Here is a 14,257-nt window from a genome sequence, read left to right on the forward strand (position 1 = left end):
AAGGGGCCATCACAGGGATGTGATGGATCGCAACGAGATGGAATCTCGGTTCCCCATAAACAGAAAAAGCAGCCTTTCGGCTGCTTTTTCATTAATTTGGAGCGGGATTAAACGCCGGGAGCGTTTAACGACGCGCTAGCGCCCGAAGGGGCCATCACAGGGATGTGATGGATCGCAACGAGATGGAATCTCGGTTCCCCATAAACAGAAAAAGCAGCCTTTGGGCTGCTTTTTCATTAATTTGGAGCGGGAAACGAGATTCGAACTCGCGACCCCAACCTTGGCAAGGTTGTGCTCTACCACTGAGCTATTCCCGCAATTTTTGTCCTACAAACACTAAAGTGTCTTACTTCTGAGCCTTCTTCGAAGGCTGAACTCGCGAGGCTTCCCGCCCAGCCCCAACCTCGTCAAGGTTGCGCTCTACCACTGAGCTATTCCCGCGTTTTTTGTCTCAAGAACACCAGTGCTCTCAAAACAGAAAATGGTATCCCGTAGGGGACTCGAACCCCTGTTACCGCCGTGAAAGGGCGGTGTCCTAGGCCACTAGACGAACGGGACACAGGCTCTCAGCTGGTTGCTGAAAGCGGGGCAAATAATACCAACTCATCATTTGAAATCAAGGATTTTCGGTTATAAATCAACGCCCTACCCTTATGCTTAGGTATTACTTGCTTCAAACGTCTTTTGTTCATGGCGCGAATACAGTGTCTCCCAGCGCTCGCATTGCGGGCAATACCACAACAGGGTGGTTGACTGGAAACCGCAGTGGGTACATTGGTATTGATCCGAGAGCCGCAGCTTGATCCGCTTCAGTGATTCTATCAGTACTGAGCGAGCGCGATCGCCAATGTCCTGACGTTGCTCGATCCAGCGCTGCATTAATTCGAAAGAGGCGCCGGAGTGCACAATTTGCTCGAACTCATTTTGCCATTGCAGGGCCCTGGGATCGTTCGGCCCAACCAAATCGAGCAATTCACTTAAAATGCGATGACTTGGGTGGCGCTGATACAGCGTTTCCAGATACTTGCGAAAATTCGCCTCGCCGCCGGTTAAACGGCTAAGCCGTTTTAACGCCGGGAGTATCACATCGATGCGTCGCACATCCCGGTCGAGACCATCACGCAACCACCGGATCGCCCGGTGATAGTTGCCCTGAGTGGTATCCAGTTCGGCACTGACCAGATAGGTTCTGGCACTGTCGGTAACCCGCCGAGCTTCTTTCAGCGCCTGACGCGCCTCAGCTGTCTGACCTTCATGGCTTAACTTGATCGCCAGTTCGCAATAGAAGTTTGCCAGCCGGATGCTGCCCGACCCTGCCTGGCCATATTTCTGCACCAGTTCGATCGCACGCTCCCACTCTTGCTCGCGCTCCAGCACTGCTAGCCACAGGCGAAATGCCCGGGCTGAATCGAGCATACCATCGCCAACAATCATCGATTCGAGTATGGATTCAGCGTGACCAAGGAAGCCGCCGGAGAAAAAATCCTGCGCCAGCTCTACCCGCACTCTGCTGGTATCCGATTCGGATAAATCGGCTTCAAGCATAGCCTCATGCACACGAATGGCACGGTCGATCTGGCCTCGCTTGCGAAACAGCTCGCCCAAAGCCAGATGGATTTCAAGGGTATCTTCGTCAACGGCCAGCCGTTCCAGCAACACATCGAGCTCACGATCCGGCTGAGCCGACAACGGTTCAAACGGATCCAGCTGAAAGCGGGGGCCGGACATGGGGTTAACCAGGCGCTGAAAGGCCTGTTTCAACAGGGATATCATGCTCTACTTCCGGGCTGCCTTGCGGCCAGCAAGACGTCCGAATACCAGACCGATCAGTATGCCCAGGAATAACGCCAGCACCAGCCAGACAAAGAGGGGCATCGCGGGGGTCATCCAACCCAGGAATGTCAGGGCAACGCTCTGGTTATTACCAAAGGCCAATAGCCAGGACATCACTAGCAGAACCAGCAGAATAATTAGTCGGAGTGATCGGGCGATCATGTTTAACGCAAGCCTCCCGGCTTAGGGATGGGGTACAGGGTAACTCGTTAGTCACTTTCGATGGCTATGTTGACCGATTCGCGCAATTCCTTACCTGGCTTGAAATGAGGCACGTACTTGCCTTCCAGAGTAACGGATTCGCCTGTTTTAGGATTGCGCCCTACGCGGGGTGACCGGTAATGCAGAGAAAAGCTTCCAAACCCGCGAATTTCAATGCGCTCACCATCCGCCAGACTTTCAGCCATGTGATCGAGCATTGTCTTGATTGCGAGCTCGACATCCTTGACTGACAGCTGATTCTGACGGTCGACGATGCGTTCAATTAACTCGGATTTGGTCATCTTCGAACCTCCCCGGTCGGGTCTTCCTTTACGGTCAATATTTAGACTAATTCACCCTTTGAGATAACACAAGTGTTTATTTTTTAACGTTTTTTTACGGCCCATCCTAATTCGAGCGTGCTCCCGGCAACCACGTCACCGACTACGCCCTCCCTTTTTATTCAAACCCTCTTTTTCACAGGCACAAAAAAACCGGCACTGGGCCGGTTTTTTCAGACAGCGCGAGTTATTAGTCGCCCTGCTCCATTTTCTGCTTGATCAGATCACCAATGGTGGTCGGACCAGAGGCTTCAACGGTCTTCTCTTTCAGGTCGCGAACCGCAACTTTCTCGTCCTGGACGTCTTTCGACTTCACAGACAGGGTAATCGCACGGTTCTTGCGGTCAACGCTGATGATTTTAGCTTCAACCGAGTCACCTTCTTTGAGTACGTTGCGAGCGTCTTCAACCTTGTCACGAGAAATTTCGGAGGCTTTCAATGTGCCTTCGACTTCGCCAGACAGCGTGATGATAGCAGCTTTGGCATCCACTTCCTTGACCGTACCGGTCACGATAGCGCCCTTGTCATTTTCGCTGACGTATTCGGCAAACGGATCGCTGTCCAATTGCTTGATACCCAGAGAAATGCGCTCACGCTCAGGGTCGATCGACAGGATGGTGGTTTCCAGCTCGTCACCTTTCTTGTACTTGCGTACGGCATCTTCACCGGATTCGTTCCAGCTGATGTCAGACAAGTGAACCAGGCCGTCAATGCCGCCTTCCAGACCAATGAAGATACCGAAATCGGTGATCGACTTGATTTTGCCGGAGACTTTGTCGCCCTTGTTGTAGTTGTTGGAGAAGTCTTCCCATGGGTTTACAACAGTTTGCTTGATACCCAGAGAAATACGACGACGCTCTTCATCGATGTCGAGAATCATGACTTCGATGTCGTCACCAACAGAAACCACCTTGGACGGGTGAATGTTCTTGTTGGTCCAATCCATTTCAGATACGTGTACCAGACCTTCAACGCCTTCTTCCAGCTCGGCAAAGCAGCCGTAGTCGGTCAGGTTGGTAACGCGAGCCTTAACCACAGACTCTTCCGGGTAACGGCCCTTGATGTCGACCCAGGGATCTTCACCCAGTTGTTTCAGACCCAGAGATACGCGGTTACGCTCACGGTCGAACTTCAGCACTTTAACGTCGATCTCATCACCCACCTGAACGATCTCGCTCGGGTGCTTGATGCGCTTCCACGCCATATCGGTAATGTGCAGCAGGCCGTCAACGCCGCCCAGGTCTACGAAAGCACCGTAGTCGGTCAGGTTCTTGACGATGCCCTTAACAACCTGGCCTTCCTGCAGGCTGGCCAGCAGCTCTTCACGCTCGGCGCTGTTGGAGGCTTCCAGTACGGCACGACGGGAAACGACGACGTTGTTACGACGACGGTCCAGCTTGATAACTTTGAAATCCAGCTCTTTGCCTTCCAGATGCGCGGTATCGCGAACCGGACGGATGTCGACCAGTGAACCTGGCAGGAAAGCGCGTACAGAGCTGATATCGACGGTAAAGCCACCTTTGACCTTGCCGTTGATGATACCTTTGACTACTTCTTCCGCTTCGTAAGCTTTTTCCAGCTCAGACCAGGCTTCTGAACGCTTGGCTTTCTCACGCGACAGGCGTGTGTCACCAAAACCGTCTTCTACCGCTTCCAGGGCCACTTTAACTTCGTCGCCCACGGCCACTTCCAGTTCACCTTCTTCGCTCAGGAACTGAGAGCGAGGGATAACACCTTCAGATTTCAGGCCAGCATGTACAGTTACCCAGTCAGAGTCGATGGCGACAACGACACCGGTAACAATGGAGCCTGGCTCCATTTCAATGGTCTTTAAGCTTTCTTCAAAAAGTTCGGCGAAAGATTCAGTCATTCGATTAAATGTCCCAATGATTAACGGCCTGTGGTGTGAGGAGTGCGACTCTCTCGTAAATACAGACCTTTCCGCACGCCAGCCCGCACGGGTCAACCCAACATATCCTGGAGCCGCTTTGCTGGAACTGCGGTCTGCCAGGGTCTTTGCTACGTCCAAATCCGGTCCGAAAACCGAGTCGAAAATAGCGGAAATCAGGAGCGCGTATTATACGGATTAAGCGCCCGGAACCAAGGGGTACAACCCTTTTTTTGGCCAGATCCGGGTTAAATTCGGCCTAATCCCTGTAAATTCTCGTTGATAAGCCGATTCAGCGGGCTCAACGACTCACCAGACCGCGGTCTGCTGCTTGCTGCAGAACGCGTTCGAGAACCGCCTCGATGCTCAGGTCGGTCGTGTCGATAACCAGCGCGCCTTCAGCTGGCTTCAGCGGGGCGACGGTGCGATTGCGATCGCGCTCATCCCGCTCGTTTATGTCTTGCAGCACCTGCTCGTACTCAACAACGTTTCCGCCCTGCTCCAATTGCAGCACCCGACGACGGGCCCGTTCGTCGCTGGTGGCAGTGAGGAATATTTTGAGCGGTGCATCGGTAAAGACCACCGTGCCCATATCGCGACCATCGGCGATCAGCCCAGGTTCGGTCCGAAAGGCCCGCTGGCGGCGCAACAGCGCGTCTCTGACCCGGGAAAAGGCGGCCACACGGGAAGCGTTCGAGCCGACTTCTTCAGTCCGAATTTGCCGGGTAACATCGTCACCTTCCAATAGAATTGTGACGGCGGCACCGTCTTCCTGCTGAAAACGAATGTCCAGGTGTTCGGCAATCACGGCCAGGGCGGATTCATTATCAAAATCAACGCCATGATTCATCGCCGCCAGGGCGGCCAGACGATACAGAGCACCGGAGTCGAGGTAGTGCCAGCCGAGGTGTTTGGCCAGCAGACCGCTGACGGTGCCCTTTCCAACGCCACCAGGCCCATCCAGGGTGATGACGGGAGCTTTGGATAACATAATCAATCCTCTACGGTCACCGAATAGCCAAGTGCCAGTGCATGCTCGGCAAAATCCGGATAGGCGCCTAATACGCGCCCTGAATTTCGAATAATGACGGGTCGCAACGCCGTCTGCGCAGCGACCACGTAGGCAAGTGCCACTCTGTGGTCACCGCCGCAATCAACAATACCGCCGTCCAGAGGTTGATCGTTCCGACCCCGGATAATGACGGCATCTCCTTTCAATTCTATGTCGGCACCCAGGGTGGTCAGTCCTTCCACCATGGTTTTCAGCCGGTCGGTTTCTTTGTATCGCAATTCGCGAACGCCGCTAAACCGGGAGACCCCTTCTGCCTGAGTCGCCAGAACAAAGAGCAGCGGGTACTCATCGATCAGTAGCCCGGAGACGTCCGCTGCCCCCTCGGTCGCGACAAGCGGCGCGTAGTTTACCTGAAGATCCGCCACAGGCTCACCCCCGAGGTCACGATTGTTGGTCTGTTCAATGCGGGCGCCCATACGCCCCATCACATCAAGCAGCCCGACGCGACTCGGGTTCACACCAACCCCGGACAAGGTGACTTCGGAACCGGGAACCAGGCTGGCCGCCGCCAGATGCACGGCCGCCAGGGAAAAATCACCGGGTACGTCGCACTGGAAGCCAGCCCACTGGGGGGTAGATGCCAGTTCAATGACCCCCGCCTCGGCGTGAACCGGACACCCCAGTCGGGCCAATAACACTTCGGTATGGTTCCGGCTGGGGCCTGCCTCCTGTAAACGCATCGAAACACCGGAACACAGCCCGGCAAACAGCAACGCCGTTTTTACCTGAGCACTGGCCATCGGCATTTTATAGTCGAGCGGTTTCAGCGCTTCGGCAGGATGAATAACGATGGGCGCTGTCTTTCGAGGCGACAGGTCGATGCGAGCGCCCATCGACTGCAAAGGCTGTTGAATTCGATCCATCGGCCGCTGGCTCAGCGAGGCATCACCAATCAGCTCGCTGCTGAACGACTGGGCACTGAGCACACCCGCCATCAGTCGCATTGAGGTGGCAGAATTCCCCATATACAAAGGGCTGTCCGCTGCCTTTAGCCCCCGGCGACCCACACCGGTCACCTGCACACAACCGGCATCGTCTGCCTCGATGCAAACGCCCAGCTTACGCAGGGCTTCCAGCGTGGTGCGGTTGTCATGGCCGTTGCCAAAGCCTCGGATCTCGCTCTGGCCTTCAGCCAGGGCAGCCAGAATGACAGCACGATGGGAAATGGAGCGATCGCCCGGCACGGCCACCGCTCCGGCCAGGCCCGCGCGAACCGGCGCCGCGATCAGATTCTTGCGGATGTCGTCGGTATGGCGCTGGCGGCTGCTGAGAATTTCAGTGAAATAGTCCCGGGCGGACTTGGCGCGACCGAACACGGACTTGAGCGTTGCGCCCTCCCGGTGCTCGATGGCGTTGGCCAGAACGTTCAGATCGGATTGGAATCGACGCAGGATGTTGAGCGTCGCCTCGCGGTTTGACAGGAACACGTCGTGCCACATGGTGGGATCCGAAGCGGCAATGCGGGTGAAGTCCCGAAAGCCACCGGCGGCATACCGGAATATCTCCCGGTTTTCGGATTCCCGGGCCAGCGTATCGACCAGCGAAAAGGCAAGCAGATGCGGCAGGTGGCTGGTAGCGGCCAGCACTTCATCGTGACGCGACACCGACATGGTCACCACATCCGCACCCACCGACTGCCAAAGACGGGTCAGTAACTGGACCGCCTCCGCAGACGAGGTTGGCAGGGGTGTCAGTATCAGCAGGTGATGGTCAAACAGATCGGATTTGGCAGCGGCCAGGCCGGAACGTTCGGCCCCGGCAATGGGGTGGCCCGGCACGAAGCCTGCAGGCAGCACTCCCAGCGCGCCGCGGGCGGCATCTACCACAGCCCCCTTTACGCTACCCACATCAGAAATGACGGTATCGGCACGGAGCCAGGGTTTCAGTTGGGTCAGCACAGGGCCCATGGCCAGTACCGGCACGGCGAGAATCACGGCATCAAAGGTGGTATTCAAATCGGGAAAAGAGACAGCTTCATCCACAATGCCCATGGCCCTGGCTTTGTCGGCGACGCCTGGCTGGGCATCCAGCCCAATCACCGTCGCCGCTTGCGACAGACAGAGGGCTTTGGCAAAGGAGGCGCCAATCATCCCCAGGCCAACAATCAGTACCCGGGGCTTCGCTGCGGGCGTCGTCATAACGCCACCCTCAGCCACAGACCACCTGTGCAGCTCATAGTGTCTCCTCTATTTCCCTGCAGAGCGACCAACACGCGAACACCAGCCCAGCGTTCAAACACTGCCAGTGAATTATAAAACCGCCTTGGGGTATGACCCGAGCACCTTGACTTCAACCGCCTTTTCACGAATCTCAGCCAGCGCCCGCTGAACGTTCTCGCTGCCAAGGTGGCCGGAAAAATCGATAAAGAACACGTAGGTCCAGTTACCCGAGGGCGATGGCCGGGTTTCCAGCCGGGTCATATCAACGTTGTGGTCATTGAAGGGCCGCAGCAAATGGTAGAGTGCACCCGGCTCATTACGCATCGAGACTACGATGGACGTTTTATCTTCACCGGAGGTGCCCACCTCTTCGGTGCCAATGATCAGGAACCGGGTCGAATTGTCGGGCGAGTCTTCAATCTTTTGCTCAATGATGTCCAGGTCGTAAAGACTGGCCGCCATTTCACCGGCGATCGCTGCCGAGTTCCACTCTCCGTGCACCCGACGCGCCGCCTCGGCATTGCTGTTAACGGCGATGCGCTCGGCCATCGGCATGTGGGCATCGAGCCATTTGCGGCACTGCGCCAGTGATTGCTGATGGCTGTAAATGCGTGAAATTTTACCGCGCTGGGTATTGGGCCCAACCATCAGGTGATGATGAATGCGCAGCTCAACTTCACCGCAAATTTTTAGATTTGAGTTGATGAAGGTATCCAGGGTGTGGTTCACCACGCCTTCCGTTGAGTTTTCGACCGGAACCACACCATACTTGCAGGCGCCGGCTTCGACTTCGCGGAAAACCTCATCGATGGCAGGCATGGGCTTGGATTGCACCCACTGGCCAAAATGCTTCAGCGTTGCTTGCTGCGTGAAGGTGCCTTCCGGACCGAGGTAGGCCACTTCAAGCGGCTTCTCAAGCGCCAGGCACGCTGACATAATTTCGCGAAACAACCGCGCCATGTCTTCATTACCCAGCGGGCCCTGGTTGCGCTCCATCACCCGGGTCAGCACCTGGGCTTCACGCTCGGGGCGATAAAAAACGGCATTGTCCGGATCGGCCTTGAGTTTCACATCGGCAACTTTTAACGCGCAATGCGCCCGGGCAGAAATACGCTCCAGAATTTCCAGATCGAGACGGTCAATGACCTCGCGCAACTGCGCCAGATCGAGCGAATCGATTTCATCAGCTTTGGGGGGACGTTGCTCAGCCATGACGTTGCTCGAACTCCTTCATATAAGAGACCAGCGCTTCAACGCCCGCCAGCGGCATGGCGTTGTAGATGCTGGCGCGCATACCACCCACACTGCGATGGCCCTGCAAATTGTAAAGCCCGGCTTCCTGAGCGCCAGCCAGGAAGGTATCGTTCAATCGCTCATCCGCCAGTATAAAGGGCACATTCATGCGCGAACGGTGCGGGGTCGAAATCGGATTGGAATAGAAACCGCTGTCATCGATGACCCGATACAGCAAGCCGGATTTTTCGGCATTCAACCGCTCAAATGCCTCGACTCCGCCCTGGCTCTCGAGCCATTCGAACACCAGATTCGCCAGGTAGATGGCGAAGGTCGGCGGTGTGTTAACCATCGACCCGTTCTCGGCCTGAGCCTGATAGTCGAGCAAGGAGGGGGTACCCGGCAACGCCTTGCCCAATAGCGAACGGCGCACTATCACCAGTGTCAGACCGGCCGGGCCAATGTTCTTCTGGGCGCCGGCGTAAATCAGATCGAAGTCGTTAACATCAATGGTTTTCGACAAAATGCAGGACGACATGTCCGCGACCAGCGGCACAGAACCCGAGTCCGGCACGTAATCGAACTCGACACCTCCAATGGTCTCATTGGGGGTGTAATGCAAATAGGCAGCATCCGGGCTTGCAGTGAATTCATCGGCGCGCACGGCCCGAAGATAGTTTTCGGTTTTTGTCGATGCCAGCACCCGGGCTTCACCGTAACGGGCGGCTTCTTTGATGGCCTTGACCGACCAGGTCCCGGTATCAAGAAACTCGGCTGCGCCACCACGCCCCATCAGGTTCATGGGCACACAGGAAAACTGCAAGGTGGCACCGCCCTGAACAAAGAGCACGGCAAAGTCGTCGGAAACGCCCAGCAAGCGCCGCAACCGGGATTCAGCCGAAGTCAGCACGCCGACAAACTCGTCAGACCGGTGCGACAACTCCATCACCGACATGCCGGTGCCCTGCCACTCCATCAATTCCTGTTGCGCCCGCTGCATCACGGCATCGGGTAGCATCGCAGGCCCAGAACAAAAATTGTATCCCCGGGTCATCGCTCGCGTTCCTGGTCTGATTAATCATGCCGTCTAACCGACGGCGTTGTTCACTATTATTGCGGATCTTCGGGATCCGTATCGTCCGCAATGTCACCTGCATCGTCCGGGTCATTACCATCCGGCTCGCCCGGTGAGGCGGCAACGATCTCTGAATCCGGCGTCTCGGCGACGTCGAGAACCGACTCGTCTTCAGCAGGCTCTTCAATGCGTTCGATACTGACCAGGTGCTCGTCATCGGCCAGACGAATCAGAGTAACACCCTGGGTGTTACGGCTGAGTACGGAAATGCCCTCAACCGAGGTGCGCACCAGCGTGCCCTGGTCGCTGATCAACATGACTTCATCGCCATCAAAGACCTGCTTCGCGCCCACCAGTGCCCCATTGCGTTCGCTGGTAACCATGGCTATCACACCCTGGGTACCGCGGCCCTTGGTCGGGAATTCGCTGATGTCCGTGCGCTTGCCATAACCACGCTCAGAAGCCGTGATGATGGTGCCACCCGCCTGTGGAATGATGAGTGAAATAACAGACTGGCCAGCACCCAAACGAATGCCGCGTACGCCGCGCGCGGTGCGGCCCATGGCACGAACATGATCTTCACTGAAACGGACCACCTTGCCCGCGTCGGACAACAGCATGACTTCTTTCTTGCCATCGGTCAGTGCGACTCCGACCAGGCGGTCACCCTCGTCCAGGGACAAAGCGATCAAACCGGCTGAGCGCGGCCGCGAGAACGCATCCAGTGTCGTCTTTTTAACGGTACCACTGGCGGTCGCCATGAAGATGAAGTGATCGGCATCGTAATTACGAATAGGCAGAATAGCCGTCACCCGCTCATCAGGCTCCAGCGGCAACAAATTCACCATCGGTCGACCGCGAGCGTTTCGACTGGCTTGCGGAATCTCAAAGACACGCAGCCAATACACCTTACCTCGATTGCTGAAACACAACACGGTGTCGTGGGTGTTGGCGACCAGCAAATGCTCAATAAAGTCGTCATCTTTCAGGGCAGACGCCGAACGGCCTTTACCGCCACGACGCTGTGCTTCGTAGTCAGTCAACGGCTGCGTCTTGGCGTAACCGCCGTGGGAAATGGTGACCACCATGTCTTCTTCGGTGATCAGATCTTCCATCGACAAATCGAGCCGGCTGGCGATAATTTCGGATTTCCGCTCGTCACCGTACTGGGCTTTCACTTCCAGCAATTCTTCGTGAATGACTTCCATCAGGCGCTCGTAGCTGTCGAGAATGCGCAGCAGTTCGCCAATGGTGTCGATAATCTGCTTGTACTCGCCAATCAGCTTCTCGTGTTCCAGACCGGTCAGCTTCTGCAGACGCATGTCGAGAATTTGCTGAGCCTGTTCGGGCGACAAATGGTAGCGGTTGTCGTGCACACCGAATTGCTCGTCAAGGTCCTCAGGGCGGGAAATATCGGAACCGGCACGCTCCAGCATGGCCGATACCTCACCCAGTTCCCAGCTTTGCGAGAGCATCCGTTCTTTGGCTTCCGCACCGGTGGCAGAACCGCGAATCAGCTCGATCATCCGGTCGATGTTGGCCAGCGCAATCGCCAGACCTTCCAGAATATGGCCGCGTTGCCGGGCTTTTCGCAGTTCGAAAATGGTCCGGCGCGTCACCACTTCACGGCGGTGACGGATAAAGGCTTCCAGCAGCTCTTTCAGGTTCAGAATGCGCGGCTGGCCATCGACCAGCGCCACGGTATTGATGCCGAATACGGTTTCCAGCTGGGTCTGGGCGTACAGGTTGTTCAGAACCACATCGCCGGACTCGCCGCGCTTCAGGTCGATGGCGATGCGCAAGCCGTCTTTGTCGGACTCGTCACGCAGTTCAGAAATGCCTTCAATCTTCTTCTCTTTTACCAGGTCGGCAATCTTCTCGATCAGCCGGGCCTTGTTCACCTGGTAGGGAATTTCATGAACGATGATGCTTTCGCGGCTGGTTTTCGGGTCAACAACGACTTCAGCGCGAGCCCGAATATAAATGCGCCCGCGACCGGTGCGGTAGGCTTCAACGATGCCCTTGCGACCGTTAATGATGGCGCCGGTCGGGAAATCCGGACCCGTAATGTGTTCCATCAGGTCATCGACCGTCAGTTCCGGGTTTTCCATCAGCGCCAGGCAGCCCGCAATCACTTCACTGATGTTGTGTGGCGGTATGTTGGTCGCCATACCCACCGCGATGCCCGATGAACCGTTAATCAGCAGGTTGGGCACGCGGGTCGGCAGTACTTCGGGGATCAGTTCGGTGCCGTCGTAGTTTTCAACGAAATCGACGGTTTCTTTTTCCAGGTCGGCCAGTAAGTCGTGCGCCAGCCGCTCCATCCGGATTTCGGTGTAACGCATGGCGGCGGCCGAGTCACCGTCGACCGAGCCAAAGTTACCCTGACCATCGACCAGGGTGTAGCGCATGGCAAAGTCCTGCGCCATCCGCACGATGGTGTCGTAGACAGCAGAGTCACCATGGGGGTGATACTTACCAATGACGTCACCGACCACACGGGCGGATTTTTTGTAGGGTTTGTTCCAGTCATTACCCAACACGCTCATGGCAAAGAGCACGCGGCGGTGCACTGGTTTCAGGCCATCGCGTACATCGGGCAATGCCCGCCCGACAATCACGCTCATCGCGTAGTCGAGGTAAGACTGTTTCAGTTCCTCTTCGATATTAACGTTGAGGATTTCTTTGGCTAGCTCACCCATGCGGTACCGTATCCTTTATGTTCAGTCAGTCGCTCTGCTGCGGCCTGAAGCCGGTGCCTGAGCGGCGTAAAACAGGGCGAAATCATACCACAAATCAATGAGATAGATAGCCATCCGCCGGGCAGAGAGACTGGTTGCCAGCCGCTGTGCAGGCTCGGATTCTGACCACCTTCCAGCCACCCACTGGTGATCGAACGCCCAAGCCACTAGAATGCCGCATTAATCTGACTCATCAGACAGGTCCCGGTCGGTGCCAGCAGCTCGCAACGACACAGGACACCGGGTCACCCGAGTCGAAACCACATCGAACTTCGCTAAACAGGCAGACCTTCATGCAAACAGTCGACACCCTTATCCACGCCCGCTGGATCATTCCCGTTAACCCGGCCCGCGACGTTCTGGTCGATCACAGCCTGGCGGTCAAAGACGGCAAGATCGCTGCCATACTCCCCACCGCAGACGCCAACGCCCAATACCAGGCCACCGATACGCTGGACCTGGGTGAACAGGCGCTGATACCCGGCTTTATCAATGCCCATGGCCACGCCGCCATGTCGCTGTTTCGCGGCCTGGGCGACGACCTGGAGCTGATGACCTGGCTCAACGATCACATCTGGCCGGCCGAAGGGGCCTGGGTGGGTGAAGATTTCGTGGGTGACGGCACCGAACTGGCCATCGCCGAGATGATTCGCTCCGGCACCACTACCTTTGCCGACAACTACTTCTTTCCGGATTCGGCCGCCCAGCGCGTCGAAAAAGCCGGTGTGCGTGCCCAGTTCTCGTTCTCTGTTATCGACTTCCCGACCAACTGGGCCAAGACTCCGGATGAGCACATTGATCTGGGCATGGAGCTGGTTGCCAAATACAAAGACAGCAAACTGGTCAAAATGATGTTCGGCCCGCATGCGCCCTACACCTGCTCGGATGAACCTCTGACCCGCATTCGTGATCTGGCCAAAGAACACCAGTTGATGATCCAGATGCACGTGCACGAGACCCAGACCGAAGTCGACGGTGAGATCGAAAAACGCGGCAACCGCCCGGTACGTCGCCTGCGCGAGCTCGGCCTGCTGACCGACCAGTTCCAGGCCGTTCACATGACCGCCCTCAATGAAGACGACATTAACGACATCGCTGAGACTGGCGCGCACATCATTCACTGCCCCGAATCCAACCTGAAGCTCGCCAGCGGTTTCTGTCCGGTCGATGCGTTGCAGAAACGCGGCGTGAACGTAGCGCTGGGCACCGACGGCGCAGCCAGTAACAACGACCTCGACATGATGAGCGAGATGCGCACCGCCGCCATTCTGGCCAAGGCCGTCAGCCAGAGCGCCACCGCCCTGCCCGCCTATGAAGCGCTGGCCATGGCTACCCTGAACGGCGCCAAAGCCATGGGCTGGGATCAGGACATCGGCAGCCTGGAAGTCGGCAAAGAAGCTGACATCACCGCCATTCGCCTCGATGATCTGGAAAGCCAGCCCATTTACGACCCGGTGTCACACATTGTGTATGCGTCCAGTCGCGACCAGGTCACCAACGTCTGGGTCAGTGGCAAGCGCCTGCTGAACGATCGTGAGCTGACGACGCTCGACAAGGACGCTATCATGGCCAACGCTCGTCAGTGGCGTGACCGCATCGCTGCCGGCAAATAAACAAGCCAGCGGCTTCGCCCCGTGCTGCACTCCTCAGGGTTCAGCGGCACGGACGCGACACTCGTAATCATCCCGCCGGATGGCTCCAGAAACCTGATGCA

At 56.7% G+C, this 14,257-nt stretch carries 10 protein-coding genes and 2 tRNA genes; 1 reads left to right on the forward strand and 11 read right to left on the reverse strand.

Annotated features, from left to right (window positions below; all coding sequences use genetic code 11):
• Positions 1–242: 242 nt before the first annotated feature.
• The 11 genes from ACHUE7_RS07905 to gyrA all read right to left on the reverse strand — a co-directional run bounded on the left by ACHUE7_RS07905 (position 243) and on the right by gyrA (position 12,504).
• Positions 243–317: transfer RNA gene (locus ACHUE7_RS07905), tRNA-Gly, on the reverse strand.
• A 165-nt stretch (positions 318–482) separates the two neighbouring features.
• A tRNA-Glu gene (locus ACHUE7_RS07910) sits at positions 483–558 on the reverse strand.
• Positions 559–657: 99 nt separating this feature from the next.
• Positions 658–1,773, reverse strand: coding sequence for a hypothetical protein (locus ACHUE7_RS07915; RefSeq protein ID WP_348475459.1), 1,116 nt, complete (start codon positions 1,771–1,773; stop codon positions 658–660).
• A 3-nt stretch (positions 1,774–1,776) separates the two neighbouring features.
• Positions 1,777–1,947 carry a LapA family protein gene (locus ACHUE7_RS07920; protein ID WP_394169485.1) on the reverse strand — a complete coding sequence of 57 codons (171 nt, stop codon included), beginning with the start codon at positions 1,945–1,947 and terminating at the stop codon, positions 1,777–1,779.
• Between the two features lie 95 nt (positions 1,948–2,042).
• Entirely contained in the window at positions 2,043–2,336 is a 294-nt protein-coding gene (gene ihfB, locus ACHUE7_RS07925; RefSeq protein WP_127555208.1) for an integration host factor subunit beta, read from the reverse strand.
• A gap of 229 nt (positions 2,337–2,565) precedes the next feature.
• Positions 2,566–4,245, reverse strand: a complete 1,680-nt coding sequence (rpsA, locus tag ACHUE7_RS07930; RefSeq protein ID WP_127555207.1) for a 30S ribosomal protein S1 — start codon at positions 4,243–4,245, stop codon at positions 2,566–2,568.
• A 319-nt stretch (positions 4,246–4,564) separates the two neighbouring features.
• On the reverse strand, positions 4,565–5,254 hold the full coding sequence (gene cmk / locus ACHUE7_RS07935; RefSeq protein ID WP_394169486.1) for a (d)CMP kinase: 690 nt from the start codon (positions 5,252–5,254) through the stop codon (positions 4,565–4,567).
• A 2-nt stretch (positions 5,255–5,256) separates the two neighbouring features.
• The gene (gene aroA / locus ACHUE7_RS07940) at positions 5,257–7,473 is read right to left on the reverse strand and encodes a 3-phosphoshikimate 1-carboxyvinyltransferase (RefSeq protein WP_394169487.1); all 2,217 of its coding nucleotides are present in this window, start codon (positions 7,471–7,473) and stop codon (positions 5,257–5,259) included.
• A 111-nt stretch (positions 7,474–7,584) separates the two neighbouring features.
• Positions 7,585–8,706: a prephenate dehydratase gene (gene pheA, locus ACHUE7_RS07945; RefSeq protein WP_394169488.1), complete on the reverse strand. Its 1,122-nt coding sequence runs from the start codon at positions 8,704–8,706 to the stop codon at positions 7,585–7,587.
• On the reverse strand, positions 8,699–9,781 hold the full coding sequence (gene serC, locus ACHUE7_RS07950; protein WP_394169489.1) for a 3-phosphoserine/phosphohydroxythreonine transaminase: 1,083 nt from the start codon (positions 9,779–9,781) through the stop codon (positions 8,699–8,701). Before serC ends, pheA begins: the two co-directional genes overlap by 8 nt.
• Positions 9,782–9,837: 56 nt before the next feature.
• A complete protein-coding gene (gyrA, locus tag ACHUE7_RS07955) occupies positions 9,838–12,504 on the reverse strand; it encodes a DNA gyrase subunit A (RefSeq protein ID WP_394169490.1) in 2,667 nt (888 codons plus the stop codon).
• A gap of 332 nt (positions 12,505–12,836) precedes the next feature.
• On the opposite strand from gyrA, the gene ACHUE7_RS07960 reads away from it, so the two are divergent.
• Positions 12,837–14,156, forward strand: a complete 1,320-nt coding sequence (locus ACHUE7_RS07960; protein WP_394169491.1) for a TRZ/ATZ family hydrolase — start codon at positions 12,837–12,839, stop codon at positions 14,154–14,156.
• The last annotated feature ends 101 nt before the right edge of the window (positions 14,157–14,257 follow it).

It is taken from the genome of Saccharospirillum alexandrii, assembly GCF_043641555.1.
In the GTDB taxonomy this organism is placed as follows: domain Bacteria; phylum Pseudomonadota; class Gammaproteobacteria; order Pseudomonadales; family Natronospirillaceae; genus Saccharospirillum; species Saccharospirillum alexandrii_A.

What these genes read in the sequence shown, in the direction of transcription:
- ACHUE7_RS07920 (WP_394169485.1), bottom strand. Translation starts at nt 1,947, where the DNA reads ATGTCCTGGCTATTGGCCTTTGGTAATAACCAGAGCGTTGCCCTGACA.
- gyrA (WP_394169490.1), bottom strand. Translation starts at nt 12,504, where the DNA reads ATGGGTGAGCTAGCCAAAGAAATCCTCAACGTTAATATCGAAGAGGAA.
- ACHUE7_RS07960 (WP_394169491.1), top strand. Translation starts at nt 12,837, where the DNA reads ATGCAAACAGTCGACACCCTTATCCACGCCCGCTGGATCATTCCCGTT.
- aroA (WP_394169487.1), bottom strand. Translation starts at nt 7,473, where the DNA reads ATGACGACGCCCGCAGCGAAGCCCCGGGTACTGATTGTTGGCCTGGGG.
- serC (WP_394169489.1), bottom strand. Translation starts at nt 9,781, where the DNA reads ATGACCCGGGGATACAATTTTTGTTCTGGGCCTGCGATGCTACCCGAT.
- cmk (WP_394169486.1), bottom strand. Translation starts at nt 5,254, where the DNA reads ATGTTATCCAAAGCTCCCGTCATCACCCTGGATGGGCCTGGTGGCGTT.
- ACHUE7_RS07915 (WP_348475459.1), bottom strand. Translation starts at nt 1,773, where the DNA reads ATGATATCCCTGTTGAAACAGGCCTTTCAGCGCCTGGTTAACCCCATG.
- ihfB (WP_127555208.1), bottom strand. Translation starts at nt 2,336, where the DNA reads ATGACCAAATCCGAGTTAATTGAACGCATCGTCGACCGTCAGAATCAG.
- pheA (WP_394169488.1), bottom strand. Translation starts at nt 8,706, where the DNA reads ATGGCTGAGCAACGTCCCCCCAAAGCTGATGAAATCGATTCGCTCGAT.
- rpsA (WP_127555207.1), bottom strand. Translation starts at nt 4,245, where the DNA reads ATGACTGAATCTTTCGCCGAACTTTTTGAAGAAAGCTTAAAGACCATT.